General features: G+C 61.8%; 31 protein-coding genes and 2 tRNA genes. 12 read left to right on the plus strand and 21 right to left on the minus strand.

The features are described from left to right. Positions 1–113 precede the first annotated feature (113 nt). From JOY50_RS03925 to JOY50_RS03935, 3 genes are all read right to left on the minus strand, one after another. Entirely contained in the window at positions 114–1,943 is a 1,830-nt protein-coding gene (locus tag JOY50_RS03925; RefSeq protein WP_243054806.1) for an SLC13 family permease, read from the minus strand. 125 nt (positions 1,944–2,068) lie between these two features. Next, positions 2,069–2,461 carry a glycine zipper domain-containing protein gene (locus JOY50_RS03930; protein ID WP_016498896.1) on the minus strand — a complete coding sequence of 131 codons (393 nt, stop codon included), beginning with the start codon at positions 2,459–2,461 and terminating at the stop codon, positions 2,069–2,071. A gap of 73 nt (positions 2,462–2,534) precedes the next feature. Continuing rightward, entirely contained in the window at positions 2,535–2,720 is a 186-nt protein-coding gene (locus JOY50_RS03935; RefSeq protein WP_016487966.1) for a hypothetical protein, read from the minus strand. 224 nt (positions 2,721–2,944) lie between these two features. On the opposite strand from JOY50_RS03935, the gene JOY50_RS03940 reads away from it, so the two are divergent. Beyond that, the gene (locus JOY50_RS03940) at positions 2,945–4,105 is read left to right on the plus strand and encodes a GGDEF domain-containing protein (protein ID WP_138736074.1); all 1,161 of its coding nucleotides are present in this window, start codon (positions 2,945–2,947) and stop codon (positions 4,103–4,105) included. A gap of 1 nt (position 4,106) precedes the next feature. Here JOY50_RS03940 and JOY50_RS03945 read toward each other — a convergent pair whose 3' ends face one another. Further along, the gene (locus JOY50_RS03945; RefSeq protein WP_132841654.1) at positions 4,107–4,397 is read right to left on the minus strand and encodes an RcnB family protein; all 291 of its coding nucleotides are present in this window, start codon (positions 4,395–4,397) and stop codon (positions 4,107–4,109) included. A gap of 115 nt (positions 4,398–4,512) precedes the next feature. On the opposite strand from JOY50_RS03945, the gene JOY50_RS03950 reads away from it, so the two are divergent. Together JOY50_RS03950 and JOY50_RS03955 are read left to right on the plus strand one after the other, a co-directional pair. Further along, positions 4,513–4,863: a hypothetical protein gene (locus tag JOY50_RS03950; protein WP_132841652.1), complete on the plus strand. Its 351-nt coding sequence runs from the start codon at positions 4,513–4,515 to the stop codon at positions 4,861–4,863. A 260-nt stretch (positions 4,864–5,123) separates the two neighbouring features. Continuing rightward, positions 5,124–5,945: a bifunctional 2-polyprenyl-6-hydroxyphenol methylase/3-demethylubiquinol 3-O-methyltransferase UbiG gene (locus JOY50_RS03955; RefSeq protein ID WP_132841650.1), complete on the plus strand. Its 822-nt coding sequence runs from the start codon at positions 5,124–5,126 to the stop codon at positions 5,943–5,945. Here the strand turns inward: JOY50_RS03955 and JOY50_RS03960 are convergent, their stop codons facing one another. The 4 genes from JOY50_RS03960 to JOY50_RS03975 all read right to left on the minus strand — a co-directional run bounded on the left by JOY50_RS03960 (position 5,946) and on the right by JOY50_RS03975 (position 9,087). Continuing rightward, positions 5,946–6,713, minus strand: a complete 768-nt coding sequence (locus JOY50_RS03960; RefSeq protein ID WP_243054807.1) for an SDR family oxidoreductase — start codon at positions 6,711–6,713, stop codon at positions 5,946–5,948. Between the two features lie 36 nt (positions 6,714–6,749). Next, entirely contained in the window at positions 6,750–7,817 is a 1,068-nt protein-coding gene (locus tag JOY50_RS03965) for a phosphotransferase family protein (protein WP_132841646.1), read from the minus strand. Between the two features lie 185 nt (positions 7,818–8,002). Then, positions 8,003–8,320, minus strand: a complete 318-nt coding sequence (locus JOY50_RS03970; RefSeq protein WP_132841644.1) for an SCP2 sterol-binding domain-containing protein — start codon at positions 8,318–8,320, stop codon at positions 8,003–8,005. Between the two features lie 56 nt (positions 8,321–8,376). Then, positions 8,377–9,087: a histidine phosphatase family protein gene (locus JOY50_RS03975; RefSeq protein WP_132841642.1), complete on the minus strand. Its 711-nt coding sequence runs from the start codon at positions 9,085–9,087 to the stop codon at positions 8,377–8,379. Between the two features lie 198 nt (positions 9,088–9,285). On the opposite strand from JOY50_RS03975, the gene sohB reads away from it, so the two are divergent. Together sohB and JOY50_RS03985 are read left to right on the plus strand one after the other, a co-directional pair. Next, entirely contained in the window at positions 9,286–10,305 is a 1,020-nt protein-coding gene (gene sohB / locus JOY50_RS03980; protein WP_132841640.1) for a protease SohB, read from the plus strand. Positions 10,306–10,459: 154 nt separating this feature from the next. Then, positions 10,460–10,533 (plus strand) — tRNA-Cys (locus JOY50_RS03985). Positions 10,534–10,920: 387 nt separating this feature from the next. Here JOY50_RS03985 and JOY50_RS03990 read toward each other — a convergent pair. Both JOY50_RS03990 and JOY50_RS03995 read right to left on the minus strand, forming a co-directional pair. Next, the gene (locus JOY50_RS03990) at positions 10,921–11,241 is read right to left on the minus strand and encodes a hypothetical protein (RefSeq protein ID WP_019470682.1); all 321 of its coding nucleotides are present in this window, start codon (positions 11,239–11,241) and stop codon (positions 10,921–10,923) included. A gap of 45 nt (positions 11,242–11,286) precedes the next feature. Continuing rightward, positions 11,287–11,988, minus strand: coding sequence for an SOS response-associated peptidase family protein (locus JOY50_RS03995; RefSeq protein WP_132842056.1), 702 nt, complete (start codon positions 11,986–11,988; stop codon positions 11,287–11,289). 102 nt (positions 11,989–12,090) lie between these two features. On the opposite strand from JOY50_RS03995, the gene JOY50_RS04000 reads away from it, so the two are divergent. The 3 genes from JOY50_RS04000 to JOY50_RS04010 are packed head-to-tail and all read left to right on the plus strand — an operon-like array spanning position 12,091 to position 13,986. Further along, on the plus strand, positions 12,091–12,519 hold the full coding sequence (locus JOY50_RS04000; RefSeq protein ID WP_132841629.1) for a LexA family transcriptional regulator: 429 nt from the start codon (positions 12,091–12,093) through the stop codon (positions 12,517–12,519). Further along, a complete protein-coding gene (locus JOY50_RS04005) occupies positions 12,509–13,783 on the plus strand; it encodes a Y-family DNA polymerase (protein ID WP_019470679.1) in 1,275 nt (424 codons plus the stop codon). Before JOY50_RS04000 ends, JOY50_RS04005 begins: the two co-directional genes overlap by 11 nt. Then, positions 13,777–13,986, plus strand: coding sequence for a hypothetical protein (locus JOY50_RS04010; protein ID WP_132841625.1), 210 nt, complete (start codon positions 13,777–13,779; stop codon positions 13,984–13,986). Before JOY50_RS04005 ends, JOY50_RS04010 begins: the two co-directional genes overlap by 7 nt. An 81-nt stretch (positions 13,987–14,067) precedes the next feature. On the opposite strand, the gene JOY50_RS04015 is transcribed toward JOY50_RS04010, so the two are convergent. The 3 genes from JOY50_RS04015 to adhP form a co-directional block, all read right to left on the minus strand. Beyond that, complete coding sequence (locus JOY50_RS04015) at positions 14,068–14,304, minus strand: hypothetical protein (RefSeq protein WP_132841623.1); 237 nt, start codon at positions 14,302–14,304, stop codon at positions 14,068–14,070. Positions 14,305–14,690: 386 nt separating this feature from the next. Then, positions 14,691–14,897: a DUF6434 domain-containing protein gene (locus JOY50_RS04020; RefSeq protein WP_132841620.1), complete on the minus strand. Its 207-nt coding sequence runs from the start codon at positions 14,895–14,897 to the stop codon at positions 14,691–14,693. Between the two features lie 91 nt (positions 14,898–14,988). Further along, positions 14,989–15,999, minus strand: a complete 1,011-nt coding sequence (gene adhP / locus JOY50_RS04025) for an alcohol dehydrogenase AdhP (RefSeq protein WP_132841618.1) — start codon at positions 15,997–15,999, stop codon at positions 14,989–14,991. 482 nt (positions 16,000–16,481) lie between these two features. Here adhP and JOY50_RS04030 point away from each other — a divergent pair, with 482 nt between their 5' ends. Next, positions 16,482–16,679, plus strand: coding sequence for a hypothetical protein (locus JOY50_RS04030; RefSeq protein ID WP_063425561.1), 198 nt, complete (start codon positions 16,482–16,484; stop codon positions 16,677–16,679). A gap of 1 nt (position 16,680) precedes the next feature. Here JOY50_RS04030 and JOY50_RS04035 read toward each other — a convergent pair whose 3' ends face one another. Together JOY50_RS04035 and JOY50_RS04040 are read right to left on the minus strand one after the other, a co-directional pair. Continuing rightward, positions 16,681–17,094 (minus strand): DoxX family protein, encoded by a 414-nt coding sequence (locus tag JOY50_RS04035; protein WP_016498950.1) that lies wholly within the window; start codon positions 17,092–17,094, stop codon positions 16,681–16,683. A gap of 104 nt (positions 17,095–17,198) precedes the next feature. Next, positions 17,199–17,283: transfer RNA gene (locus JOY50_RS04040), tRNA-Leu, on the minus strand. A 217-nt stretch (positions 17,284–17,500) separates the two neighbouring features. Between JOY50_RS04040 and JOY50_RS04045 the strand changes: the two genes are divergently transcribed. The 3 genes from JOY50_RS04045 to JOY50_RS04055 are packed head-to-tail and all read left to right on the plus strand — an operon-like array spanning position 17,501 to position 20,477. Next, positions 17,501–18,661, plus strand: coding sequence for a nitrogen regulation protein NR(II) (locus JOY50_RS04045; RefSeq protein WP_132841616.1), 1,161 nt, complete (start codon positions 17,501–17,503; stop codon positions 18,659–18,661). A gap of 5 nt (positions 18,662–18,666) precedes the next feature. Next, complete coding sequence (locus tag JOY50_RS04050) at positions 18,667–20,112, plus strand: ATPase domain-containing protein (RefSeq protein WP_132841613.1); 1,446 nt, start codon at positions 18,667–18,669, stop codon at positions 20,110–20,112. Positions 20,113–20,123: 11 nt separating this feature from the next. Beyond that, positions 20,124–20,477 carry a response regulator gene (locus JOY50_RS04055; RefSeq protein WP_132841611.1) on the plus strand — a complete coding sequence of 118 codons (354 nt, stop codon included), beginning with the start codon at positions 20,124–20,126 and terminating at the stop codon, positions 20,475–20,477. 41 nt (positions 20,478–20,518) lie between these two features. On the opposite strand, the gene csrA is transcribed toward JOY50_RS04055, so the two are convergent. The 6 genes from csrA to JOY50_RS04085 form a co-directional block, all read right to left on the minus strand. Next, positions 20,519–20,716, minus strand: coding sequence for a carbon storage regulator CsrA (gene csrA, locus JOY50_RS04060; RefSeq protein ID WP_012051904.1), 198 nt, complete (start codon positions 20,714–20,716; stop codon positions 20,519–20,521). A gap of 254 nt (positions 20,717–20,970) precedes the next feature. Then, positions 20,971–21,993 (minus strand): DNA topoisomerase IB, encoded by a 1,023-nt coding sequence (locus JOY50_RS04065; protein WP_019470669.1) that lies wholly within the window; start codon positions 21,991–21,993, stop codon positions 20,971–20,973. A 57-nt stretch (positions 21,994–22,050) separates the two neighbouring features. Next, positions 22,051–23,142 (minus strand): molybdenum ABC transporter ATP-binding protein, encoded by a 1,092-nt coding sequence (gene modC / locus JOY50_RS04070; protein WP_019470668.1) that lies wholly within the window; start codon positions 23,140–23,142, stop codon positions 22,051–22,053. A gap of 1 nt (position 23,143) precedes the next feature. After that, entirely contained in the window at positions 23,144–23,824 is a 681-nt protein-coding gene (gene modB, locus JOY50_RS04075; RefSeq protein WP_132841608.1) for a molybdate ABC transporter permease subunit, read from the minus strand. After that, positions 23,824–24,582: a molybdate ABC transporter substrate-binding protein gene (modA, locus tag JOY50_RS04080; protein ID WP_132841605.1), complete on the minus strand. Its 759-nt coding sequence runs from the start codon at positions 24,580–24,582 to the stop codon at positions 23,824–23,826. The genes modB and modA overlap by 1 nt, the downstream gene beginning before the upstream one ends. A 188-nt stretch (positions 24,583–24,770) precedes the next feature. Further along, a complete protein-coding gene (locus JOY50_RS04085) occupies positions 24,771–25,847 on the minus strand; it encodes a nitronate monooxygenase family protein (RefSeq protein ID WP_243054808.1) in 1,077 nt (358 codons plus the stop codon). Between the last annotated feature and the right edge of the window lie 10 nt (positions 25,848–25,857).

A 25,857-nucleotide genomic window follows, 5' to 3' on the forward strand; every position in this document is an offset into this window, starting at 1 on the left:
CCTTGAAGCACCTGGGGCAATTGCCCCCAGTGTGTTTCGTCAGGCCACTTGATGTCAATCTGCCGCGATCGGTCGAGATAATGTCAAACTGCTTCTAATCCTTGCCGCTTTCCTTACAACCCGAAGAACCACGGCACCATTACGACGGTGACCACCATCACCAGTACGGTGAACGGCACGCCGATTTTGACGAAGTCGGCGAAACGGTATTGCCCGGGGCCCAGCACCAGTGTGTTGACTGGCGATGACACCGGCGTCATGAACGCCGCCGACGCGGCCAGCGCCACGGTCATGGCAAACGGGTAGGGCGACATGCCCAGTTGCGCTGCGGTACTGACAGCCACCGGTGCCATCAATACTGCAGTGGCCGTGTTGGAAATGAACAGGCCAATCACCGCCGTGACGGCGAACAGGCAGGCGAGAATGGCACTGGGGCCGGCGCCACCCAGCACGCTGACCAGCCCACCCACCGCCAGGTCGATACCACCGGTTTTTTGCAGTGCCTGGGCGAACGGAAGCATGCCGACGATCAGCACCAGGCTTTGCCAATGAATGGCCCGATAGGCGCTGTTCATGTCGATGCAGCGGCCGGCGCCCATCAGCAGGCAACCGATCAAGGCCGCGATGACATTGGGCACGGCACCGCTCACCATCAGCCCGACCATTACCGCCAGGCTAAGCAATGCCTGCGGCGCACGGGTGCGGGCTGGCGCGACCTGGTCGATCTCGGCGGGCAGGCTCAGTACCAGGAAGTCTTTGGGCTGGCTTTGCAACTGGCGCACGGCCTTCCACGGGCCGACCACCAGCAAGGTATCGCCAAGGCGCAGTTGTTCTTCCACCAGTTGCTCTTCGATCGCCGCCTGTTCCCGGCGCAGGCCCACCACGTTGAGGCCGAAGCGGGTGCGGAAGGCCAGTTCGAGAATGCTCTTGCCGATCAGCTGCGAGCCCGGTGGCAGCGAGACCTCGGCCATGCCCAGCTCCTGGGACTGATCGATGAAATAAGCCGCCTTGAAGTGCAGTGGCTCCAGTTGCATGGTCTGGCACAGGCTGCGCAAGTCGTCGCGGTTGGCAAACAGGTCGAGCAGCAGCACGTCGCCCTGGTGCAGCACGGTGTTGGAGTCGGCGCCGATCACCCGTGTGGTGAACTTGTGCTGGCGCTCGATGCCGATCACGTTGGCGCCGTGCCGGGTGCGCAACTCCAGCTCGCCGAGGGTGTGGCCGATCAGCGGTGAATGAGGGCGTATACGCAGGCGCCGTTCACGGCCGTTGAGCTTGTAGTCCAGCACCAGGTCCAGCAGGGTGCGGCGGGTTTCCACGCGGCCGTCCTTGCGCACTTCGCCGTTCAGCCAGTGCCGGGTCAGCAGCATGTAGCCGATGCCCAACACCAGCACGACCAGCCCGAACGGGGTAAAGCTGAAGAAGCTGAAGCCCGCCTCGCCATTGCGCACCAGCTCGCTGTGCACCACCACGTTGGGCGGTGTGGCCACCAGGCTAAGCATGCCGCTGATCAGCCCGGCAAACGCCAGTGGCATCATCAGGCGGCTGGGCGACAGTTGCAGGCGCGCGGCAATGCTCAGCACCACCGGGATGAAAATGGCCACCACGCCGGTGGAGCTCATCATCGACCCTAGCCCGGCCACGGCCACCATCAGCAGCACCAGCAGACGTGTTTCGCTATTGCCGGCCCGCTCGCTCATCCATTCGCCAATGCGGTAGGCAATACCGGTGCGCACCAGGCCTTCGCCGATGACGAACAGGGCGGCGATCAGTACCACGTTGGGGTCGCTGAAGCCGGCCAGGGCCTGCTCCACGGTAAGGATGCCGAGTAGCGGCAGGGCCAGAATCACCATCAGCGCGACCACGTCCATGCGTGGGCGATTGATGATGAACAAGAGGACGACGATGGCCAGCAGGCCGAGGACCCAGAGCAGATCTTGGTTCATGGGTGGGGGGTGTTCCTTCACACGGGTCACGATAGACAGTAGCAGCCAGTGTGCCAGTTCGTGATGAAGGGGGTGTTGATGTGCTGCAACAAAAAGGGCTGCGCAGCAGCCCCTGAGTCAGGTAATCAGTGACGGTGACGGCGGTGCTTCTTGCTGCCGCGGTTGTCATCACCCAGGTGGTTGCCGAGGGCACCACCGGCCGCGCCGCCCAGGCCGGCACCGACGGTGGAGCCGGTCTTGCCGCCCACCGCGCCGCCCAGCAGCGAGCCGCCAGCCGAGCCCAGGCCACCGCCGATGGCGGCTTCGGTACGGTTGCCCTTGCGCGCACCTACCGCACTGCCGGCTGCGCCGCCGACGCCGGCACCGATGGCCGCGCCGGTCTTGCCGCCCAGTTGTTGACCGACAACGTTACCCAGCACACCACCCAGGCCACCGCCAATGGCGGCAGTACCGTCACCGGCGAAAGCGCCCTGGCAAAGCAGCAGGCCGAGGGCAAGGGAAGGCAGAGTCAGACGCATGATACGAACCTCAAAGGAATCATCAGGTTAAAGTGCCGCGCAGCGGGCGGCAGGTCAGGGGTGCAAAGACGCTTCAGCGGTAGTCGCGGTCACCGCGGTACTGACGATTGTCATCGTCATCGCGGTCATGCCGATGGTGGTGGCGGTGGCCACGGTCGCGGTCGCGCCAGCCATCGTCGTCGTCATGGTAGCGGTGGCTGTGGCAGCCTGCGGTCAGCAGGACGGCAGCAATCAGCGAAAGGCTTGCAAGGCGGGTCATCACGATATAGGTCCTTGATCCGCAATGGTTTACGGGACACTTCCTGAGACTGGGAATGATCCATTTGGTTTCCCGGGCGGGCAAAAAATTGTCGCTGCAGTGATAAGCGGCGAGCTTGAGGGCTGCTGTTCTGTCCCATTCGGTCATGGTCGAGTGCGCAATGTCCCCCTAGACTGTGAGGTAAGCCGCAGCCAAGACGGCAATCTGCCACTCGGTGAATCACGATGATCGCCCACACCCCCACGTTGTTCGCCGCCGTTGCCTTGGTTGCAACCATTCTGGCCTTCTGCCTGTTGCTGGTCGGGCGCAGCAATCGCCGTGACAACCTGCTGCTCACGGGTTGCGGGCTGCTGGTGCATGCCCTGGCTTATGTCTGCTACACCGTCTATGCCCAGGCCCCGCTGTGGGTCAGCTATGGGCTGGGCAACAGCTTGCTGTCGCTGGCTTTGGCGTTGTACACCGCCAGCCTGTTCCGGGTACGTGAGCAGGTGGTGCCCTGGCGTGTCATTTTCGTCATCCCCGCCTGCATGCTGGTGGGGCTGATGCTGCTGCTCGATACGCTGGAGCCGCGCATGCTGCTGGCGACACTGGTATTGATGCTGCAGTGCTCGCTGATCCTTTACTGGGCGTGGCGCCATGCCGAGCGGCCGGGCAGGGCCCACTTGCTGCTGCAGATCGGTGCGTTGATCAGCCTGGTCGGCCTGGGCATGCGTGTGGTCGCGGTGGCCAATGGCACGGCGGTGGAAATGCGTTACGACACCAGCAACCTCAAGCAGAGCATTTCCGTGGCAATCGGCACGGCGACGGTGATGATGTATTCGATCGGGCTGGTGCTGATGGCCAAGGAGCGCAGCGAGTCCCGTTTGCAGCACCTGGCCCTGCACGATGTGCTGACCGGCACATTCAACCGCAGGGCGATACTGGAACGGTTTGCCGTGGCGCTGGACCATGCCCGCCAGCAACAGGCCAGCCTGGCCGTGGCAATGATCGACATCGACCATTTCAAGCGCATCAACGACCTGTATGGGCACCTGGCCGGCGACGAGGTGCTGTGCCATTGCGTGCGCCAGTTGCAGCAGCGGCTGCGCCAGGGTGACAGCCTGGGCCGTTATGGCGGTGAGGAATTCCTGCTGGTGCTGCCGGGCACTGACCGCAGCGGGGCGATGGCTGCGCTGCAAGGGCTGCGCGAGGCCATTGCGCGTAGCCCGGCGTGTTTTGCCGGTGACCAGATCGAGTTGCGCTTCAGCGTCGGCCTGTGCTGTGGCGTACCGGGCCCCAACGACAGCACCGCCAACCTGCTGGCCCAGGCGGATGCTGCGCTGTACCAGGCCAAGGCCGCCGGGCGCAACACGGTGCACATGGCGGCATTGATCCAGGCGGGTTGAATCAGGACGCCGGCTGGATCGCCAGCACTACACCATTAGTGATCTGCACCAGCACGTAATGCTCGCCCATACGTACCCAATGGCTTTCCTTCTCGGGTGCGGGCAAGCCTTTGGCTTTCCAGTCCTTGATAGCCTCCTCGTCACGTTTGTACTGGTCCGGGGCCTTGTCGCCCACTTCAAGCGTGCGATTGTGGGTTTCCGGGGCGGTGATGCTTTCTTCGCTGGAAGGCGCGGCGCTGACGGCCAGGGGCAGGCAGGGCAGGGCGGCGAGTAGCAGATAGTGAAGCTTCATGTGGTGCTCCTTATGGCGGCATACCTTATCTGCGACAGCGGCATGCGCGTGACAATTCACTCGGGATGCTCGCGAGTGCTAGAGTCGCTTCTTTTTCGATACCCGAGGATGGAACATGCGTGCGATTCTGCCGATGGCCGCGGCGCTGATACTGGTCGGTTGTGCTTCTGCGACCATGGAGACGGCCCGCGGCGGCAAGCCGACTGCGCAGCTCGATTCGTACAAGGCGCCGCAGCTGGTGGCGCAGTGCATCCAGTTCAGCTGGCAGGAAGAGAAGGTGTTCGGCGACGATGCCAGTGGCTACCTGGAACCGCGCAAGCAGGGCGGGTTTACCGTGTATACCCGTGAGGCCGAAGCGTTTGTGGACGTTTACCCGCAGGCGGGTGGGGCGCGGGTGGATTACTACGCGCAGAAGAATGACGGCGTGGCGCTGCAGCGCCGGGCAGCGGCGGCTACCTGCCTGTAAAGGCCGGAGCCTGTAACGGCTTTATCGCCGACCTGTAGGAGCGGCCTTGCGTCGCGATAGGGCTGCGAAGCAGCCCCAGGGTTTCAGCGCAAATGCACATATTGCTGGGGCTGCTGCGCAGCCCTATCGCGGCGCAAGGCCGCTCCTACAAGGGCCAGTGCAGTCCAGTTGTTTGCTCTTTACAATTTTTAGCAATGCAGTGGTGTCGTAGATGGCCAAGTGGCAACTAGCATGAGCCGTTACCACTCAAGGAAGACACCATGGACCGTTCACTGCAACTCAACCGCACCAGTTGGGACGAACGCGCCCCGCTGCACGCTGCCTCGAAGGACTACGAAGTCGAGATTCTGGTCCAGCGCCCCGGGCACCTGTCCGAAACCGTGCGCTTCGACCTGCCTTTGCTCGGCGATATCAATGGGCTGAAGACCGTCCACCTGCAGTGCCACATTGGCACCGACACCCTTTCGCTGGCGCGCCTTGGCGCCAAGGTTAGCGGCCTGGACTATTCCGCGGCTTCGCTGGCCGAAGCGCGGGCACTGGCCGAGCGCTGCGCGGTGCCCATCGACTATGTAGAGTCCGACGTCTATGCCGCCGACAAGGTACTGCCGGCAGGCACGTTCGACCTGGTCTACACCGGTATCGGCGCGCTCTGCTGGTTGCCCCGCATCGAGCCCTGGGCACGCACGGTCGCGGCGCTGCTGAAACCGGGCGGGCGGTTGTTCCTGCGTGATGGGCACCCGATGCTGATGGCCGTGAATGAAGACCACCAGGACCGCCTGCAACTCGAATACCCGTATTTCGAGCACGAAGCGCCCACGGTGTGGCACAACGACCAGACCTACGTTGAAACTGAACAGCGCCTTGCCCACACCGAAACCCACGAATGGAACCACGGCCTGGGTGAAGTCGTTACTGCCCTGCTGGCGCATGGGTTGCAACTGACGGTGCTGGTCGAGCACCAGAGCATCCCTTGGGAGGCCCTACCGGGGCAGATGGTCAAGGGCAGCGATGGTGAGTATCGCTTGCGCGAGCAGCCTGCACGCCTGCCCCTGAGCTACACCTTGGTGGCGGTCAAAGCCTGATCAGGACAGGAAGCCGCCGTCGACGTTGAGTGCCGTGCCAGTGGTGTAGCTGGACGCATCGCTGGCCAGGTACAACACCGCGCCGGCCATTTCCTTGGGGTCGGCCACGCGTTTGAGCGGAATCTGCTGCAGTGCGGCGTTCAGGATGGCATCGTTTTTCACCAGTGCAGAGGCAAACTTGGTGTCGGTCAGGCCCGGCAGCAGGGCGTTGCAGCGAATGCCGAACTGGGCGCACTCCTTGGCGAAGACCTTGGTCATGTTGATGACTGCCGCCTTGGTCACCGAATAGATACCCTGGAAGAGGCCGGGTGACACGCCGTTGATCGATGCCACGTTGATGATGCTGCCGCCGCCATGCTCGCGCATCAGCTTGCCGGCCTCTACCGACATGAAGAAGTAACCACGGATATTCACGTCCACGGTCTTCTGGAAGGCATTCGGATCGGTGTCCAGCACGTTGCAGAACTGCGGGTTGGTGGCGGCGTTGTTGACCAGGATGTCCAGGCGCCCGAATTGTTCCCGGATACCGGCGAACACCTGCTGGATCTGCTCCAGTTCACCGATGTGGCAGGCCACCGCCGTCGCCTTGCCACCCGCCGCGATGATCGCCTCGGCCACCTGCTGGCAACCGTCCAGCTTGCGGCTGGAAACGATCACATGGGCACCTTGCTGGGCCAGCAGGTGGGCGATGGCTTCGCCGATGCCGCGGCTGGCGCCGGAAACGAAGGCAATCTTGCCGTCGAGGTCGAACAGGTGGGTCTTGGACATGCTGTTTTCCTTGTTATCCGTCGTCGTAGGCGTTGTTCAGAGGCTGGACTTTGCAATGGCCTGCAAGCTCATCTGCTCCAGCAAGCGGTTCATGTGGATGAACTGGGCGAAACGCTTGTCCTGGGTCTGGCCGTGGTAATAGCGGTAGTAGATCTGCTGGACAATGCCGGCCAGGCGGAACAGGCCATAGCAGTAGTAGAAATCGAAGTTGTCCAGCGCGATGCCCGCCCGCTCGGCGTAGTAATCCACGAACTGGCGGCGGGTGAGCATGCCGGGCGCGTTGCTCGGCTGGCGGCGCATCAGCTGCACCGGCGCCGGGTCGTCGGCCTCGATCCAGTAGGCCAGGCTGTTGCCCAGGTCCATCAGCGGGTCGCCCAGGGTGGCCATTTCCCAGTCCAGCACACCGATGATGCGCATGGGGTTGTCGGCGTCGAGGATCACGTTGTCGAAGCGGTAATCGTTGTGCACGATGGCGGGCTTTGGATGGTCGGCGGGCATTTTATCGTGCAACCACGCGGTCACCGTTTCCCAGCGCGGGGCATCCGGGGTCAGGGCTTTTTCGTAGCGGCTGGTCCAGCCCTCGATCTGGCGCTGCACATAGCCTGCCGGCTTGCCCAGGTCGGCCAGGCCACAGGCGTTGTAGTCCACCTGGTGCAACTCGACCAGGCGGTCGATAAAGCTTTTGCACAGGGCCTCGGTGCGGCTGGCGTCAAGGTTCAGCTCGGCAGGGATGTCCGAGCGCAGGATGATGCCCTTGACCCGTTCCATGACGTAGAACTCGCCGCCGATCAGGCTGCTGTCGGTGCAGTGCACATACGCTTTGGGGCAGAAGGGGAACCCGCTGTTCAACTGGTTGAGGATACGGAACTCGCGGCCCATGTCGTGGGCTGACTTGGCCTTTTGCCCGAATGGCGGGCGGCGCAGCACAAAGTCCCGGCCCGGGTAGCTGACCAGGTAGGTGAGGTTGGAGGCCCCCCCAGGGAACTGGCTTATGCTCGGCAGGCCGTCCAGGCCGGGGATGTTGGCCTTGAGGTAAGGGTCGATGACGGCCGCGTCGAGTTCTTCGCCGGGGCGTACCTGGGTGGACTGGTCGGTGAGCGTCATGCGTTTTCCTTATTCTCGATCGCAAGGACTATTGGCTAATCTAATGGCCTGACGGCGCTGGAACAAGCGTGCCAAGTGCCATATAGGCGAGGGTGTTGCAGGTCGATCACTGCACCGAATGCAGGCCAAAAAAAAACCGAAGCCGCTATGGCTTCGGTTTTTCGATCATCCAGTGTACCCAGCCCTCAGGACGGGAACAGCTCGCTGAGTTTCATCGACAGCATCATGTCGCCTTCAACGCGCAGCTTGCCGCCCATGAAGGCCTGCATGCCGTCGGTTTCACCACTGACGATGCCCTTCAGGGTTTCGCTGTCCATCACCAGGGTGCAGTTGGCGTCCGGGTTTTCGCCTTCCTGCAGGTCGCAGGTGCCGTCTTTGACGATCAGCGCGTATTGCTTGTCTTCGTCGGTGATGTTGAAGCCGAACACCAGGTCCAGGCCGGCGGCAGCGGATGGGTTGAACTTCTCTTGCATTTTTTTGACGGCATCAGCTACGGAGGTCATGGCGCATTCCTTATAGAGTTATTTACACGTCCCCGCAGGGACACAACAAACCGGGCTCATCGATAGGTGACAAGCTCCGGTACCCTCAACAGCTGCACATGGGCCTGGCTGTTGAAGGAGGCCAGTGCCACGTCGCGGCCGCGAAACTTCAGCTGGCTGAGCGACGTGTTGATGATCTGCCAGTTCAGCGCGAACGCCTGGCTGGGGGTAATACGTGTCACCAGGTGGAGCAGGGCGGCAATGGTGCCGCCCGAGGTGAAGATAGCGACATTGTCACCGCTGCCAGCGGTATCGAGCACGCGTTCCAGGCCAGCTTGTACACGGCAGATGAAAGCCTGCCAGCTTTCCAGGCCATCGTCGGCATGTTCGCCCGTGTGCCAGCGCTGCACCATCAATGCGAACAGGCGCTGGAATTCGCTGCGGTGTTGCGCAGCATTGCGCAGGATGTGCAGGGCATCGGGCTCTTCTGGCAGCAGCCCGGGCAACAGGGCGCGGATGACGCCATCGGCATCGAACTCATTGAACGCCGCGTCGGTCTCAACAGCCGGCACCGGGCAGCCGCTGGCATGCAAGGCCTGCAGGGCCAGGCGCGCGGTATCCTGCTGGCGGCGCAGGTCGCCTGCCACGCAGCGGTCCAGCCGAATACCCAGTTGGGCCAGGTGCTCACCCAGGGCGTGGCTCTGGCGCACGCCCACGGGCGAGAGGACGTCGTAGTCATCGGCACCGAAGGAGGCTTGGCCATGTCGGATCAGGTAGAGGTTGCCCACGAAAGGTTCCGGCCTGTCTGGAGGTTGCTGCGAGGTTAGGATGCAGCACACGGGCTGTCAACGAAAAAACATACAAGCGTTTGAAAAGGTTGTTTGAAAGGTGTTGCCAGCGTTTACACCGGCTGGCAGCACCTTGGGCGCAGCGGTATGCTTGCATCAGTTACGCGCCGCTTTGGCGCAGGTATTTAAGGAGTCAACGTGGAGTTTCTTGCCGAATACGCAAGCTTTCTCGCCAAAACCGCCACCCTGGTCATTGCCATCCTCGTGGTGCTGTCGGCCATCGCCGGGTTGCGCAGCAAAGGGCGGCGCAAGCCGGGTGGGCAACTGCAGGTCACCCGCCTGAACGAATTCTACAAGGACCTGCGCGAGCGCCTGGAGTCCGGCCTGCTCGACAAGGGCCAGCTCAAGGCTTTGCGCAAGCAGCAGGCCAAGGCGGAAAAACAGCAGAAGAAAGGCAAGGCCGACGAGAAGGGCCGGGTCTTCGTGCTGGACTTCGATGGCGACATCAAAGCCTCTGCCACCGAAAGCCTGCGCAACGAAATTACCGCGCTGCTGACCCTCGCCACAGCGCGTGATGAAGTGGTGCTGCGCCTCGAAAGCGGTGGTGGCCTGGTGCACAGCTACGGCCTGGCGGCGTCGCAACTGGCGCGCATTCGTCAGGCGGGCATCCCGCTGACCGTGTGCATCGACAAGGTGGCCGCCAGCGGCGGATACATGATGGCCTGCATCGGCGAGAAAATCGTCAGTGCGCCGTTTGCCGTAGTGGGTTCGATCGGGGTGGTGGCGCAGCTGCCTAACGTCAACCGCTTGTTGAAGAAGCACGATATCGACTTCGAAGTGCTGACTGCCGGCGAGTACAAACGCACCCTGACCGTGTTTGGCGAGAACACCGACAAGGGCCGGGAGAAGTTCCAGGAAGACCTGGACATCACCCACCAGCTGTTCAAGGACTTTGTCGCCCGCTACCGCCCGCAACTGCACATCGACGAAGTGGCCACTGGCGAAGTCTGGCTCGGCGTTGCAGCCCTCAACCGCCAGCTGGTGGACCAACTGCAGACCAGCGACGAGTACCTCAGCGAGCGCGCGCGCAACGCCAACCTGTTCCACCTGCACTACGCCGAGCGCAAGAGCTTGCAAGAGCGGATCGGCATGGCGGCCAGTGGCACGGTGGAGAACACTGTGGTGGGCTTATGGAGTAAACTCGGTCGCCTGCGCTAACACCTTGAACCCGTTGAAATTTTTTTTCGTTCAGGGGGTTGCAAGGTTAAAGGAATGAAGACATAATGGCGCCCATCGAAACGCAGCAAACTTTGAAAAAGGTTCAGCGTTTCAAGGAGATAGCAAAGCGCAAGCAGCTAGATCCGACCTTTGAGGCCGAGTAGCAAAGTGGTTATGCTCCGGATTGCAAATCCGTCTACGCCGGTTCGATTCCGACCTCGGCCTCCACCATTCGAAAGCCCCGCAGATTAGCGTCTGCGGGGTTTTTCTTTGTGCGTAGAAAACCCAGGTCGTTTCCGTATCAGCCCTCTCCTTGGAGTAGGGGATCCGCCGGCTTAACGCTCAGGCTGTCACTCCACGATACAGATCCACCGGTGGTTGTACCGGTATGGGGCCCTTGTGAATGCCACGTCTGATACTAGGGTCATGCCACGCTTCTGAAGCGCTTCGGTCAGTTGAGCGAGTGTCTCTGCCTGGATAGTCATTGCTGTCACCTCGTCAGATTTACTGCGTTCTTAATTCCTGACCGAGAAGACAACCGCCGGATTCAATTTTTTTGGCTCGCTGCACGATTGCGAGAAGGATCTCGCGGGCAGCGCCTACCCCGCTGACGCCTCAAAGCTTGTATTGAATGGTGTAGGACTCATCGGCTCTAGGCTCCATGGTGATAGGAATGCCGAAGATCTTTCCGTTACATTCACTGACGACACAGCGATACACGGCCCCTTGCCTGAGTTGGGTCCACAAGCCTTCATCATGTATCACTATGCATGCCACACGCTCTTCCGGATCATTTCTGACCTGGGCAACGTGGTGGTCCAGGTCGCAGCCGAACTCGGCAGTCGTGAACTCTGGATCGTAGCCTATCAACACCCCGTGCCTTTGCAGGTCGTCCCTTATACGTTCAATCACGTCGTCTGCTTCTTGTTTTAACATGATGGTTACCTCACGGTGCTTGTACCCCTCAAACTCTAGCTGACCCTACAGCTTTTCGTTGTCCAGTGGCGTAACCAACGATTCCCCCTCATTCCTGACATTACCTACCGCCTTGCTGACCGGGTACCAGCGAAAATCTGCTGCGGGCCGGCAGCCCTGTTCCACGATTGCCGCGGCCCGCTGCGGCGACGTAGTGGGTGCGATCCATTCCCGGGCGAGCTCAGGGGACAAGACCAAGGGTTTGCGGTCGTGGATATCGATCAGCCCTTGATCCGCTGCTGCTGTGATGATCACAAAACCATCGCGCTCGTCAGGCTCGATGTTCTGGTGCACTTCTGCAAGTGCCGCGAAGTACAGCGGCGCGCCATCCGCGCTGGTGATGTACAAAGGCTGCTTTCGCTTCGGGTCCGCTGGATCAGGAATCCACTCGAACCAGCCATTTGCCGGTGCCAGTACTCTGCCTGCGGGCCACAGCCCTTTGAAGAACTTGCCCGTCACCACCGTTTCGGCCCGAGCATTGATCGGATCCGGACGTTTCCCTTTTGCCCAGAACGGCGACCATCCCCATTTGACCCGATCCACACTCAGTCCTCCCTCCACCTGGCGTATGACCTCTACCCGGGTCGACGGCGCCACGTTGTAGCGGCTGATTGGCGCGTGGTCGTAGCCATTGATCACCACCAGGTCCAGCGATAGCTGGCGCAGGTAGTGATCCATCGACTCATAGATCGAGTACCGTCCGCACATCTTCCACCTCTCGCCCGTCAGAAATTTCATCGCCCAGGATTGACCAGGCAGCCGATGCCAGATTTACTGTATATGCATACAGTTTGCATTGGACCTTCCGTCATGACCATCACATCCCTGGGTACGCCAACCGGCGGCACCGAACCGCTACCGCTCTATTCGTTTCACGTTCCTGCGGGGTTCCCATCGCCTGCAGCGGACCATCTGGAAGGTCATATTTCCCTTGATGAACTGTTCGACCTGCGTGCGCCCCATGTGTATCTGGTAAAAGTCGAGGGTGACAGCATGCAAGGTGCAGGGATCTACTCGGGCGATATCGTCATCGTAGACCGCGGTCGCGAGGCCGAGCACGGCGATGTGGTGATTGCCGCCGTAAACAGCGAGCCGGTCTGCAAGCGCCTCCACCGTCGCGACGGCGTGGTGATCCTGAAATCGGAAAACCCTGCCTACCCACCACGGTACATCATGGAGGGCGACGAGCTGGTCATCTGGGGCGTCGTGCGTTACAGCGTTCGCGACCATGCGCAGTGACCCGGTATTTGCGCTGATCGATTGCAACGCGTTCTATGCGAGCTGCGAGCGGGTATTCCGGCCGGACCTGACCAAGACCCCGATTGTCGTGTTGAGCAACAATGACGGCTGCGTGATCGCCAGGTCGTACGATGCGAAGCCCTACGTGAAGATGGGCGAGCCGTATTTTCAGGCAAAGGACAAGCTGCGCCGCCACGGCATCATGGCCTTCAGTAGTAATTACGCGCTGTACGGCGACATGAGCGAGCGCGTCATGACCCTGATCGAATCGATGGTGCCTGACACCGAGGTCTACAGCATTGATGAATGCTTCGCCGATCTGTCGGGCATTCAGGAAAACCTGACGCAGTTCGGGCGAACCCTGCGCTCCAGGATCTTCCAGTGCACTGGGATCCCCGTGGGTGTCGGCATCGCCGGCACAAAGACGCTCGCCAAGCTGGCCAACCACACGGCCAAGCGCCTGCAGGCGCAGACGGGCGGGGTGGTCGACATTACCGATCCGTTCAAGCGCGATTGGGTGCTGCGCAATACCGAAGTGAAGGAAGTATGGGGCGTTGGCCGGCGGATGACCGCCCACCTCGAGGCGATGGGCATTCACACGGCGATGGATCTGGCCAAGGCTGATGCCTGGACGCTGCGGCAGAAATTCAGTGTGGTGGTGGAGAAGACTGCCCGCGAGCTGGCCGGCACGCCGTGCCTGGAACTGGACGAGGCCGAACCCCCGAAGCAGGAAATCTGTTGCAGCCGGATGTTCGGCAAGCGGCTGACAGAGCTGGCGCCCATCAAGCAGGCAGTGGCCACGTACGTTGGCCGAGCAGCGGAAAAGCTCCGGGCCCAGGGCTCAGTGTGCAAGCGCATGCGCGTCAGCATCCGCACCGGCATGTTCAACCCGGATGAGGCGCACCACGCACAGGGCGCGCTGGTGGAACTGCCATACCCAACCTGCGACACGCTGCTGATGACCCGGCTGGCCACCGATGCGGTCGGGCGAATTTTCAGGCCAGGGTTTCGCTACAGCAAGGCAGAAGTGCTGCTGATGGACCTGCGGCAACCAGGTGAATTTTCAGAGGACTTGTTTGCGCTCAAGCAATCAGTGGCCTGTGACCGACTGATGCAGGTGATGGATGACATCAACGGGCGCTGGGGGAGGGGGACGATGCGAGCCGCCAGCGTGCCGGCAGCCCCGGACTGGGGCATGAGGAGGGAGATGATGAGCCAATCCTACACGACGCGGATCGATCAGCTGTGGACGGTAAAATGTTGAGCCTGCCATCGGCGTGGCTGGACGAGCTGAGTGACCAGCCGGCCCTGGTGGCCGACCCCGATGGCAGGGCCGCAGTGCTTGCCGAGCTCGCGGTTTTCGCGCACCGACGCGGCGACGTTGACGCAGACCAGTTGGCCGACATGCTGGAGTTCGCTGAGGCGGCAAGGTTGTGGGCGCTTATTGAGCATGAAGAGGCGGCTTGAGCCGTGATCAAGGCAATTGATGAAGCCAAGGACGCAGGTCCTCCCCAGGGCTTCATGGTCCTCACCCTGCTCGGGCACGCGCTAGCCCTCAGGCAGGCTCACCCCGCAGATAAATTCATCCGACCCAAGCCGGTGCGACCCATACTCGACGACGTAACCAGCTCCAAGGCGCTCTGCTTCAACCTTGGCTGTATTCTGGTCCGCATAAACGTCGACAAAATGCCATGGGTGGCGGTCACGAAGCACGCCCCATCCGAGCACCCAGCCGGTATGGGCTGGGTCAGGCGGGAGATTCTTGGCCAGGCTGCGTATTGTCATGTGCATCCCTCGGGCACCGGTGATTACCCGCAATTGAACCGCTACTGATGAGAAACTGCGAGGTATTTCGTGGTGGGTACTGAGAACCTTTGCCATCAGCCGAACGTGCTGCGCCTGGCGACCCAGGTTTGACGTTTTTCTTTGAACCTGAAGCCGTGATGGTGGGTCATCAGAGAGGGCGAGCTTTGGTACCTTGTCATGTGCGCAAGCAATTCTGAAACGTTTGCCCGCTATCGTTTAACGTACGTGAAAACTCACCAACGACGGAGTCAAGGAATGGACTATTCCAGCATGGTTGAATCGTTGGACAAGATGCTGAAAGAAGCGGCCGCCAATCCTGATCGCAGGGCTGGGCAAGCCGGGCTACCGATGCCCGAAGCTGGTGGTCACCGTTGCATACGCAGCCATTCGTCCGCAACCTCGCCCATCGTGGATGGCGTGCCACTTTTGATCCATGCCATAAATGCACGGTCGAACTTGAATGCTTCCCCGCACTCACTGAGCAGAAACTGACGAACCTTCTGCGTGTTGCGGTAATGCTTGTCCAGCGGGGTGGCTCTGGTAATCGGCCCGGCGTGCCAGTCGAAGCTCATGGTCTGTTCCTTGACTGTTGAGAAAGCAAAAAGCCCGTAGAGGATCATTTACGGGCTTTGTGGTCGTTCGGAATGATCTGCTTTCAGGCTATCAACCTTCGAACTGGATCACCATGCGGCCTTTGATCTTGCCTTCCAGCATCTCGTCAAAGATCTGGTTGATATCCTCGATTGGCCGCAGAGTCACCTTGGGCACTACTTTGCCTTCAGCCGCAAACTGGAAGGCTTCCTGCAGGTCCTGGCGTGTGCCTACCAGCGAGCCCACCACTTCGATCCCATCCAGCACCAGGCGGGGAATATTCAGGTCCATGGACTCCGACGGAAGCCCGACGGCAACCAGTCGCCCGCCAGCGCGCAGGGCATCGACGGCCGAGTTGAACGCGCCTTTGGCGACGGCCGTCACCACGGCAGCGTGGGCGCCACCGGTCTTGGCCTGGATAACCTTCGCAGCGTCTTCGTTGAGCGGGTTGACGAGCAAATCTGCGCCCATCTCGCTGGCGAAGCGCAGTTGCTCTTCGTTGACGTCGATGGCGATCACTTTGGCGTTGAAGACGTTCTTGGCATATTGCAGGGCCAGGTTGCCCAAGCCGCCGAGGCCGTAGATAGCGATCCACTGGCCGGGGCGGATATTGGAGATTTTCACCGCCTTGTAGGTGGTGACGCCGGCGCAGGTAATGCTGCTGGCGGCAGCGGAATCGAGGCCGTCAGGTACTTTGACCGAGTAGTCGGCATTGACGATGCAGGCCTCGGCCATGCCGCCGTCTACGGTGTACCCGGAGTTCTTCACATCGCGGCACAGGGTTTCGTTACCGCTATTGCAGTACTCGCAATGCCCGCAACCCTGGTAGAACCAGGCAACACTGGCACGGTCGCCTGGCTTGAGCGAGGTAACGCCCGGCCCGACTGCCTGGACCACGCCGATGCCTTCGTGGCCCAGCACCACGCCGGTCTTGTCACCGAAGTCGCCATTCTTCACGTGCAGGTCGGTGTGGCAGACGCCGCAGCATTGCATCTTCAGCAGCGCTTCGCCGTGTTCGAGGGGCCGTAGGGGTTTCTCTACTATGGCCACGCGACGGCCTGGTGCAACAACAGCAGCTTTCATAAGAGCCTCCGTGTCTATCCGAGTGAGCTTGGGTTATCGCTGGGTTAGCATAGCCCTTGGCTGGTCGGGCAAAACTGCTACAGGTCATGCTTCAAAGCGTTAGCAGGCCGCGCCCTCGCGAGGCTGCAAAAAAAGGGGGCTGCTGCGCAGCCCATCGCGACACAAGGCCGCTCCTACCGGTTTTGCGTAGGCTTCAAGAACACGCTGCAAAAAGAAAAGCCCGCGGCAAGGGTGCGGCGGGCTTCAAGAACGTACGGAGCAGGGGTAGTGTGCCGATCCGGTTGTCAGTATTTCGTGAAGCTCAGGTCATGAGGCTGTCATGGTCCCTGGACCAAAAAAAGCCCGCCATGAAAGGCGGGCAAAAGACGTTTGAAGGGAGAGCCTGCAGGCTGCATGCGGCCGGTTAACCCAGGATTAAGCGAACGCATTGACCTGGGAGCCTGTTCAGCCTATACAGGCCTGCCATCACCCCAGGAGCCAGCATGCACGACGAAGACGACCTGCACGAACCCGAGCACGATCACCTGCTTGACCATGAATTTCTCTACGACGACATGGAGCCCGAGGCGGATGCCCAAGGCGCCGAGGATGAAGTGGAAGAAGACGAGGAAACGCTGGATGACCTCGATGACGAGGAGCGTGATCACCCAGCCTGGTTCGATGACTGCGAAGACGACTGACTCAGCGCCCGTCCACCGAAAAACGCCCTGGGCCGCTCACGGCCAGCAACAGAAGGCCGCCCATGATGCTCATATTTTTCAGAAACTGGGTCATGTTGGCGCTGCGTTCGGGGTCGACCATGTTCCAGAACGGGTGGCCCAGCAGCGCCGTGCCCAGCACGAATAGCGCGAACAGAAACGCCAGCGGACGGGTGTAGAAGCCCAGGATCAGCAGGATGGCGACGACAAACTCCATGATTACGGCAATTGCAGCCGCCAGCATGGGGGCAGGGGCGCCCAACGACGTCATGTAGCCAACCGTGCCATCAAAGCCGGTCAGCTTGGCCCAGCCAGACAAGACGAACAGGATCATCAGCAGCACGCGGGCAATCAAGATAATGATGTCGCGTTGGCCATCGAACAGGGAGTAGCGCATGGTGGCGTTCCAGTGGACGGGGACAAGCTCCACTTTAGCAGTTGCGCCAAGGATTGCTGGCAGGCAGCAAAAAGGCGCCGCAAGGGCGCCTTTTCGAGGAAGTTTGGTGCGAGTGGCGGGACTCGAACCCGCAAGGCTCACGCCGACAGATTTTAAGTCTGCTGTGTATACCAATTCCACCACACTCGCACGCTTGAAGGGGTCGCAGCGACCAGCTCGCTTCTAAGCAGAAGGGCTTTGCAATCAAGCGCGCTTTATAACCCATTGTTATAGTTGAGTCAACTGCAGCACCTATGATCAACAGAATGAGGGGTCGAACCTTTGGGCAATAGCCGCATCGCTAGCCGCTGCCGGGCACCCTCGGTTAAGCTCATAGCATCCCTCCTGCTGTACCAGTGGAGTCTTCATGGTTTCAGCTGACTGTCTCGACCACCCCGTCATGCCTGCGCACCGCTATGAACAGCTGGTTCAGTCGGTGGTGGATTACGCCATCTATATGCTCAACCCGTCTGGCCATGTGGTGTCGTGGAATGCCGGGGCGCAACGGATCAAAGGCTACCGCGCCGATGAAGTGATCGGCCAGCATTTCTCGCTGTTCTTCACCCCCCAGGATTGTGCCGACGGCCGCCCTGAGCGCTTGCTGCGCCAGGCGCTGGAACAGGGTGTGGCGCAGGATGAGGGCTGGCGCGTGCGCAAGGATGGCACACAGTTCTGGGCCCTGGCGGCGCTGGATGTGATCCGCGATGACCAGGGCCAGATCATCGGCCTGGCCAAGGTCACGCGGGACATTACCGACCGCCGTGAGTCGGCGATGCAGCTGGATGCAGTGCGCGCCCAGTTGTTCCAGGCGCAGAAGCTGGAAGCCCTCGGCCAGTTGACCGGCGGGCTGGCGCATGACTTCAACAACATGCTCACCATCATCATCAGCTCCGCGCGCCTGGCGCTGGCCAGCCAGGACCCGGCGCGTATCCAGCGCATGCTGCAGCATATTCTCGTCGCCGGGCAGCGGGGCACCGAGCTGACACAGCAGCTGCTCAGCTTTGCCCGCCACCGTCAGCTCGATGTGGCGTGCGTTGCACCGCAAGACCTTGTAGCCGCTACCCGCGGCCTGTTGGAACACGCACTGCCCAGCTCGATTGAGCTACAGGTGCAGTTGCAAGCGGGCTTGCCGTTGATCGAAGTGGACGCCGGGCAGTTGCAGATGGTGCTGCTGAACCTGCTGTTCAATGCCCGCGATGCCATCGCAGGGTCGGGCCGGATAGGCCTGACGGTCGAGTTGGTTGAGTTGGCGGGCGAGGTGGAAGGGCTGCACGGCAGCTTTGTGTGCTTTGTAGTGGAAGACGACGGCGAAGGGATTGCACCAGAAGTATTGCCGCGCATTTTCGAGCCATTCTTTACTACCAAGGCGTTCGGCAAGGGCACAGGCCTTGGCCTTAGCCAGGTATATGGTTTTGCCAGGCAGAGCGGTGGCGCCATCCACGTCGACAGTGATCCCGGCCATGGAACTTTCATGCAGCTTTACTTGCCCACGTATCAGGACAAGACCAACAGCCCACTCGACAGGTAAGCATCATGGCGCAGGCACTCAGGCGGTTGGCGACAGGTATCGAAGGGCTCGATGCGCTGCTCAGGGGTGGGCTGGTAGCCGGAGCCTCCTACATCATTCAAGGCCCGCCGGGTGCCGGCAAGACCATCCTGGCCAATCAGCTGGCCTGCGGGCACGTGCGCACGGGCGGCCGGGTGCTGGTGGCCACTTTGCTGAGCGAGTCGCATGAGCGGCTGTTCCAGTACCTGGCCACGCTGGACTTTTTCGACCCGACCCTGGTCGGCGATCAGATACAGTTTGTCAGTGCCTTCGACACCCTGGAGCAGGAAGGGCTGGATGCCGTGGTGCGGCTGCTGCGCCAGGAAATCGCCCGGCAGCAGGCCAGCCTGCTGATCGTCGACGGTGTGCTCAATGCCCGGGTGCGTGCCGAAACCACGCTGGACACCAAGAAGTTTGTCTCCGAGCTGCAGGGCCATGCGGCCTTTGCCGGCTGCACCGTGCTGCTGCTCACCAGCGCGCGCCTGGACGAGGGCAGCCCGGAGCACACCATGGTCGATGGGGTGATCGAGCTGGGTGAGCAACTGGTGGGCAGCCGCGCCGTGCGCCATATCCAGTTGCGCAAGACCCGCGGCAGTGCGGCGTTGTCGGGGCGCCACGAATGCCTCATCGACGAGGCCGGCATGCACGTCTACCCGCGTCTGGAGGCATTGTTCAGCCATCCCAGCCAGATGGGCAGCGGCACCTTGGCGCGTGTCAGCAGTGGGGTGCCAACCTTCGATGAGATGCTTGGAGGTGGCCTGGCCACGGGTTCGGTCAGCCTGTTGATCGGGCCTTCGGGTATTGGCAAGACGTCATTGGGCCTGGCCTTCCTGGCGGCCAGCACCCCGCAGGCGCCGGGGTTGCATTTCGGCTTCTACGAAACGCCCGAACGCCTGCGCAGCAAGGCTGCGTCGTTGGGTTACGATTTTGCTGCGATGGAACAGAGCGGTAGCTTGCAGCTGTGCTGGCAGCCGACCACCGAGGGCCTGCTGGACCAGGTCGGCGCGCGGCTGCTCGAGCTGGTTGCGGCGCGGGGCAGCAAGCGCGTGCTGATCGACAGCCTGGGTGCGTTCAGTCGCCTGGCCATCGACCCGACACGGCTCAATGCGTTTTTCCGCGCCATCGCGGGCGAGCTGCGCGCGCGTGATGTCAGCGTGATGCTGACCTGGGAAATGCGCGACATCTTCGGTGCCGAGATCAGCGCACCGGCCCCGGACCTGTCGAGTATCGTCGACAACCTGATGCTGATGCGCTTTGTCGAGCTGGACTCGCAACTACGGCGCATGGTGTCGATTCTCAAGGTACGTGACAGCCACCACGACCCAGCCTTGCACGAGCTGCTGATACAGCCGCAGGGCATTACCTTGCGCAGGGCATTCGAAGGCGCCTGCGGTGTGCTCTCGGGTACCCCCGTGCCCCAGGGGAGCGGGTGACGGATGAGCCAATGAACACCATCCTGATCGTTGATGACGAGTACCTGATCGCCGATATCCTCGGTTTTGCATTGGAGGACGAGGGTTATCTGGTAGAAAAGGCCAGCAACGGCAGCAAGGCGCTGGAGGTGCTGAAGGAGAAGCGCTTTCAGCTGGTGATCACCGATTACATGATGCCGATGCTAAACGGTGAGGAGCTGGTACGTGCAATGCGTGAAGACCCGGCATTGTGCGAGTTGCCGGTCATTCTCATGAGCGGCGCGCAGGCCAGCCAAGGATGCCCGGCCCTGTTCGCCGCAGTATTCGACAAGCCCTTCGACATGGACGTGATGATTGCCAAGGTGCGTCAGTTGCTGGGCACCTGAGCCTGGCGATCGAGCGCATCCATGTACCCTGGGGGGTAGGCTCAGTGTGAGTCTTCGTGTTTTTCCGGGGCCGGGCTGCCGGCCTGGATACGCTTGAAGATCTCTTCGCGATGGACCTGGACATCTTTCGGTGCATCGATACCGATCCTCACCTGCATCCCTTTGACGCCCAGAATGGTGACTTTGATGTCATCGTTGATGACGATGCTTTCGCCAACCTTACGGGTGAGTATCAGCATGTAGTTCTCCTTGGTGATGTAAAAGTCCGCAGGGCTTGTTTGCCACAGCGGCGGGAGCTTGTCCCTCTTCCTTCTCATTAAAGACGCTTTCGGCGGATAGGAATTCCCCGACAGACAAATTCTGTTGCGTGTCTTCACTTGCAGGGGCCGATGCAAACCGTCAACGGTTTGTCGGCCAAGGTGCTCGATGGCAAGAATAGGGGGCTTGGCGGCTAATGGGAAATTTCTTCGCATCATGGACTAAATAGACAGGCTTAATGGCCATCCTGTTCCTCAAGTGCCTGAAGAAACAGCAACAAGGCCACTTCTTCCGGGTCTAGGCCTTTGCGCACACGGTTTTTTGGCAAGCTGGCGAGGCGCCCCAGCGCATAGTGCTCCAGCACCGCCGGGTGGATATAGCAGCGCCTGCATACGGCCGGCGTGTTGCCCAGGCGCGTTGCTACCTGGCGGACTATCGCCGCGACCTGGCGTTTGGCTTCACTCTCCGGCTCCCAGGCCAGTGGCTTTAGCAAATCCAGCGCCAAACTGCTGCCGGCCCAGGTGCGGTAATCCTTGGCGGTAAAGTCCGCGCCGGTCAGCTGCTGCAGAAACTGGTTCACCTCGCCCGAGCCGACGCTATGGCGCTGGCCGTCTTCATCCAGATACTGAAACAGCGCCTGCCCAGGCAGCTCCATGCAGCGTTTGAGCAGGCTGGCCAGGCGCCGGTCGTTGAGGGTGACGTTGTGTTCGACGCCGCGCTTGCCGCGAAACTGAAAGCGGATGGTGCTGCCTTTGACTTGTACGTGGCGGTTGCGCAGGGTGGTCAGGCCGTACGACTGGTTATCGCGCAGGTAGCGCTGGTTGCCGATGCGGATCAGGGTGTGGTCCAGCAGGCTCACCACCAGCGCCATTACCTTTTCCCGGTCCAGCCCTGGGCGCGCCAGATGGGCTTCCAGCTGCCCACGCAGCTTTGGCAGCGCTTGGGCGAAGGCCAGCATGCGTCCGTACTTGTGCTGGTCGCGCAGTTCGCGCCACTGCGCGTGGTAGCGGTACTGCTTGCGGCCACGGGCATCACGGCCGGTTGCCTGCAAGTGGCCCTGCGGGTCGGTGCAGATCCACACATCGGTATAGGCCGGGGGGATCACCAGGGCGGCGATGCGCGCGAGGGTTTCGCTGTCGCGTACCCGCTGGCCGTCTGTATCCAGGTAGATGAAACGGTCGCGCCAGCGTCGCCGGGTCAGGCCCGGCTGGCTGTCGTCAACGTAGTGCAGGGTGCGCGGCAGGGGGCAGTCGAGCATGGGATGCTGGCCTCGATCGGGTCACTGATCAATGGACAACACCTGTGCGCAGGATGCTCAGCCCAAAAGGGCCACCGACTTGATCTGGGCGAACAGTACCTGGCCTGGGTGCAAGCCGAGCTGGTCTGCCGAGAAGCGGGTAATGCGCGCAAGCAGGGCATTGCCACCGGCATCCAGGCTGACCAGCACATGCGCCGGGTTGGCCGCCGGGCGGCTTTCGCGCACTCGCACCGGCAGGCGGTTGAGGATGCTGGACGTGCTGTCTGCCGCCAGTGCCAGGCTTACGTCCCGGGCCTGCACCTTGACCCGCAGCGTGCTGCCCATCACCTGCGCAGGGTGGGCAATGCGCAGCAACGGCCCGCTGCCGCCGGGCAGGCGCAGGTCGAGCAGGTCGTAGTGCGGATCGTGCCCAACCACCATGCCCTCGAATACCACGCCAGCATCCTCGCCCTGGGCCAGCGACAGGTCGAGGCGGGCCAGGGTTTCGCCAATCGGGCCGCTGGCGACCACCTGACCTTGTTCAAGCAACACCAGGTGGTCGGCCAGCCGCGCCACTTCATCCTGAGCGTGGCTGACATACACCAGCGGGATGTCCAGTTCGTCGTGCAGGCGCTCAAGGTAGGGTAGGATTTCGCGCTTGCGCGGCCCGTCCAGCGCCGCCAGCGGCTCGTCCATCAGCAGCAGGCGCGGGCTGCTGAGCAGAGCACGGGCAATGCCCACCCGCTGCGCCTCGCCACCCGACAAGGTCGCCGGGCGGCGTTGCAGCAAATGGCCGATACCCAACAGCTTGCAAGCCTGGTCGAGGCTGACCTTGCGTTCGCCAGCCGCTACCCGGCGCCAGCCGAATTCCAGGTTGCCGCGCACAGACAGGTGCGGGAACAGGCTGGCCTCCTGGAACACGTAGCCCACCGGGCGCAGGTGCGGGGCCTGGAAGTAGCTGCGGGCGGTGTCTTCCCAGACTTCGCCGTTTACCTCGATGTACGCACTGGCGGCCCGTTCCAGGCCGGCCAGGCAGCGAAGGCAGCTGGTCTTGCCGGAGCCCGAGTGGCCGAACAGCGCGCTGATGCCGCGCCCGGGCAGGTGCAGGTCAACGTCCAGGGTGAAGTCGTCGCGCGCCAGGTTCAGGCGCGCCACTATCGATGCGGTCATTTCAGCTCCAGCCAGCTTTGCCGCGGCGTCCGGCGTACAGCACGAGCAGCACCAGGAAAGAGAACACCAGCATGGCACCGGCCAGCCAGTGGGCCTGCGTATACTCCATGGCCTCGACGTGATCGAAGATTTGCACCGACACCACGCGGGTCTTGTCGGGTATGTTGCCACCGATCATCAGCACCACGCCAAATTCACCCACGGTATGGGCGAAGCCGAGGATGCTGGCAGTGAGGAAGCCGGGGCGGGCCAGCGGCAGCACCACATGTACGAACGTGTCCCATGGGCTGGCGCGCAGGGTAGCGGCGACTTCCAGCGGGCGCTGGCCGATGGCGCCAAAGGCATTCTGCAGCGGTTGCACCACAAACGGCATGGAATACACCGTCGAACCGATCACCAGGCCCGTGAAGCTGAACACCACGCTGCCCAGGCCCAACGCCTGGGTAGCCTGACCTAGCCAGCCGTGCGGGCCGAGGGCGATCAGCAGGTAAAAGCCGATCACCGTCGGTGGCAGTACCAGCGGCAGTGCCACCACTGCGCCCACCGGCCCGCGCAGCCATGAGCGCGTACGCGCCAGCCACCAGGCGATGGGTGTGCCGATAACCAGCAGGATCAGGGTGGTCAGGCTGGCCAGTTTGATGGTCAGCCAGATAGCACCCAGGTCACTGGCGTCCAGTGGCATCAGAGTTCATAGCCATAGGACTTGATCACCGCTGCGGCTTTCGGGCCTTTGAGGTATTCGACCAGCGCCTTGGCGGCCGCATTGTCCTTGCCTTTGTTGAGGATCACCGCGTCCTGGCGGATTGGGTCGTGCAGGTTGGACGGCACGATCCAGGCGGAGCCGTTGGTTACCTTGCCGTCCTTGTAGATCTGCGACAGGGCGACGAAGCCCAGCTCGGCATTGCCGGTGGAGACGAACTGGAAGGCCTGGGTGATGTTCTGGCCTTCGACGATCTTGCCTTTGGTGGCTTCGGTGAGCTTCAGCTTGTCCAGCACCTGGGTGGCGGCCAGGCCGTAGGGTGCCGCTTTCGGGTTGGCGATGGACAGGTGTTTGTAGTCGTTCTTCTTCAGTACGTCACCCTTGGCATCTACATAGCCTTCTTTCGCAGACCACAGGGCCAGGGTGCCGGTGGCGTAGGTGAAGCGCGACCCGGGGACGGTTTCCTTTTCTTCTTCAAGCTTCTTCGGGGTGCTGTCGTCAGCGGCGAGGAACACTTCGAACGGTGCGCCGTTCTTGATCTGTGCGTAGAACTGGCCAGTGGCACCGTAGGCCGCGACCAGTTTGTGGCCGGTATCTTTTTCGAAGTCTTTGGCAATGGCCTGGATGGGGGCTGTGAAGTTGGCTGCGACCGCGACCTGAACCTCATCGGCCCAGGCAGTGTTGAAGGCGAACAGGGTGGCCAGGGCGGTAGCGGCCAGGTGGGAGGGGCGGATACGCATGAAGACAGCTCCTTGGGGTTATCGTTATGTTCTGAACTATATAGCGATAGGCCATTTGCCGGGAAGGGGCTGGGTGATGCATTTGCGGGGCCGACCCCTTCGCAGCACAAGGCTGCTCCTACAGGTGCCGCAACCTGTGTAGGAGCAGCCTTGTGCTGCGAAGAGGCCGAACCTGTATATGAAAATGCCTAACGATTAACCAAGGCCAGTGCCTTTTCGGCAATCTCCCGGGTCAGCTCCCCCGCAGGCATGTGCTTACCCAGCCGCAGGGCCTGCCCCGACCACAGGTTGCTGAAGTCACTGTTTCCCTGCGGATCGGTGATCGCCCGCAAAGGCATCAATGCCCCACCCGCCAGCGGGAAGCGCGGTGCCAGGTCGCTCATCGGCCCCAGCTCGCGCATGATGCGGTTGTTGATGCCACGCGCCGGTCGGCCGGTAAACAGGTTGGTCAACGCCGTGTCGCTGGCGGGTGCGTTATCCAGCGCCTGGCGGTGCGCCGGCGAAACCTTGGCCTCGGGGCAGAACAGGTATGCCGTGCCGATCTGCACTGCCGAAGCGCCCAAGGCCAGTGCCGCCACCAGGCCGCGGTGGTCACCGATCCCGCCTGCGGCAATCACCGGCACGCTGACCGCGTCCGCCACCTGCGGCACCAGGGCAAAGGTGCCGATCTGGCTGGTAATGTCGTCGCTGAGGAACATGCCCCGATGGCCGCCGGCTTCATACCCCATGGCGATGATCGCGTCACAGCCATTGCGTTCCAGCCAGACGGCTTCTTCCACCGTAGTGGCGCTGGACAGTACCTTGGCACCGCTGGCCTTCACCCGTTGCAGCAGGTCAGCCTTGGGCAGGCCGAAGTGAAAGCTCACCACCTCCGGGCGCAGTTGCTCGATCAGCTGGCAGCTTTGTTCGTCGAACGGCGCACGGTTGGACACTGGCGTGGGGGCCGTGAAATCAGCACCCGTTTCGTTGTAGTAAGGCTTGAGGGCCTGCTTCCAGCCGGCATCGCGCTCGGCATCGGGCGCTGGCGGCTGGTGGCAGAAGAAGTTCAGGTTCAGCGGGCGGCCCGGGCAAGCGTTTCGAAAGGCTGCAATCTCGCCCCGTACTTGGTCGCCTGTGAGCATGGCGCAGGGCAGGGCGCCAAGCCCCCCTGCGTTGGCCACGGCGATGGCCATGGCCGAACCGCTGGCACCGGCCATGGGCGCCTGGAGAATGGGCAACCCGATGCCCAGCAGATCGAGGATACGACGGTCGGGCCAGTTGCTCATGCAGTTCTCC

It is taken from the genome of Pseudomonas sp. BP01, assembly GCF_022760795.1.
In the GTDB taxonomy this organism is placed as follows: domain Bacteria; phylum Pseudomonadota; class Gammaproteobacteria; order Pseudomonadales; family Pseudomonadaceae; genus Aquipseudomonas; species Aquipseudomonas putida_Q.

Excerpts from the sequence above, each read along its gene's own strand:
- JOY50_RS03925 (WP_243054806.1), bottom strand. The coding sequence starts at position 1,943 with ATGAACCAAGATCTGCTCTGGGTCCTCGGCCTGCTGGCCATCGTCGTC.
- JOY50_RS03930 (WP_016498896.1), bottom strand. The coding sequence starts at position 2,461 with ATGCGTCTGACTCTGCCTTCCCTTGCCCTCGGCCTGCTGCTTTGCCAG.
- JOY50_RS03935 (WP_016487966.1), bottom strand. The coding sequence starts at position 2,720 with ATGACCCGCCTTGCAAGCCTTTCGCTGATTGCTGCCGTCCTGCTGACC.
- JOY50_RS03940 (WP_138736074.1), top strand. The coding sequence starts at position 2,945 with ATGATCGCCCACACCCCCACGTTGTTCGCCGCCGTTGCCTTGGTTGCA.
- JOY50_RS03945 (WP_132841654.1), bottom strand. The coding sequence starts at position 4,397 with ATGAAGCTTCACTATCTGCTACTCGCCGCCCTGCCCTGCCTGCCCCTG.
- JOY50_RS03950 (WP_132841652.1), top strand. The coding sequence starts at position 4,513 with ATGCGTGCGATTCTGCCGATGGCCGCGGCGCTGATACTGGTCGGTTGT.
- JOY50_RS03955 (WP_132841650.1), top strand. The coding sequence starts at position 5,124 with ATGGACCGTTCACTGCAACTCAACCGCACCAGTTGGGACGAACGCGCC.
- JOY50_RS03960 (WP_243054807.1), bottom strand. The coding sequence starts at position 6,713 with ATGTCCAAGACCCACCTGTTCGACCTCGACGGCAAGATTGCCTTCGTT.
- JOY50_RS03965 (WP_132841646.1), bottom strand. The coding sequence starts at position 7,817 with ATGACGCTCACCGACCAGTCCACCCAGGTACGCCCCGGCGAAGAACTC.
- JOY50_RS03970 (WP_132841644.1), bottom strand. The coding sequence starts at position 8,320 with ATGACCTCCGTAGCTGATGCCGTCAAAAAAATGCAAGAGAAGTTCAAC.
- JOY50_RS03990 (WP_019470682.1), bottom strand. The coding sequence starts at position 11,241 with ATGTTAAAACAAGAAGCAGACGACGTGATTGAACGTATAAGGGACGAC.
- JOY50_RS03995 (WP_132842056.1), bottom strand. The coding sequence starts at position 11,988 with ATGTGCGGACGGTACTCGATCTATGAGTCGATGGATCACTACCTGCGC.
- JOY50_RS04000 (WP_132841629.1), top strand. The coding sequence starts at position 12,091 with ATGACCATCACATCCCTGGGTACGCCAACCGGCGGCACCGAACCGCTA.
- JOY50_RS04005 (WP_019470679.1), top strand. The coding sequence starts at position 12,509 with ATGCGCAGTGACCCGGTATTTGCGCTGATCGATTGCAACGCGTTCTAT.
- JOY50_RS04010 (WP_132841625.1), top strand. The coding sequence starts at position 13,777 with ATGTTGAGCCTGCCATCGGCGTGGCTGGACGAGCTGAGTGACCAGCCG.
- JOY50_RS04015 (WP_132841623.1), bottom strand. The coding sequence starts at position 14,304 with ATGACAATACGCAGCCTGGCCAAGAATCTCCCGCCTGACCCAGCCCAT.
- JOY50_RS04020 (WP_132841620.1), bottom strand. The coding sequence starts at position 14,897 with ATGAGCTTCGACTGGCACGCCGGGCCGATTACCAGAGCCACCCCGCTG.
- adhP (WP_132841618.1), bottom strand. The coding sequence starts at position 15,999 with ATGAAAGCTGCTGTTGTTGCACCAGGCCGTCGCGTGGCCATAGTAGAG.
- JOY50_RS04030 (WP_063425561.1), top strand. The coding sequence starts at position 16,482 with ATGCACGACGAAGACGACCTGCACGAACCCGAGCACGATCACCTGCTT.
- JOY50_RS04035 (WP_016498950.1), bottom strand. The coding sequence starts at position 17,094 with ATGCGCTACTCCCTGTTCGATGGCCAACGCGACATCATTATCTTGATT.
- JOY50_RS04045 (WP_132841616.1), top strand. The coding sequence starts at position 17,501 with ATGGTTTCAGCTGACTGTCTCGACCACCCCGTCATGCCTGCGCACCGC.
- JOY50_RS04050 (WP_132841613.1), top strand. The coding sequence starts at position 18,667 with ATGGCGCAGGCACTCAGGCGGTTGGCGACAGGTATCGAAGGGCTCGAT.
- JOY50_RS04055 (WP_132841611.1), top strand. The coding sequence starts at position 20,124 with ATGAACACCATCCTGATCGTTGATGACGAGTACCTGATCGCCGATATC.
- csrA (WP_012051904.1), bottom strand. The coding sequence starts at position 20,716 with ATGCTGATACTCACCCGTAAGGTTGGCGAAAGCATCGTCATCAACGAT.
- JOY50_RS04065 (WP_019470669.1), bottom strand. The coding sequence starts at position 21,993 with ATGCTCGACTGCCCCCTGCCGCGCACCCTGCACTACGTTGACGACAGC.
- modC (WP_019470668.1), bottom strand. The coding sequence starts at position 23,142 with ATGACCGCATCGATAGTGGCGCGCCTGAACCTGGCGCGCGACGACTTC.
- modB (WP_132841608.1), bottom strand. The coding sequence starts at position 23,824 with ATGCCACTGGACGCCAGTGACCTGGGTGCTATCTGGCTGACCATCAAA.
- modA (WP_132841605.1), bottom strand. The coding sequence starts at position 24,582 with ATGCGTATCCGCCCCTCCCACCTGGCCGCTACCGCCCTGGCCACCCTG.
- JOY50_RS04085 (WP_243054808.1), bottom strand. The coding sequence starts at position 25,847 with ATGAGCAACTGGCCCGACCGTCGTATCCTCGATCTGCTGGGCATCGGG.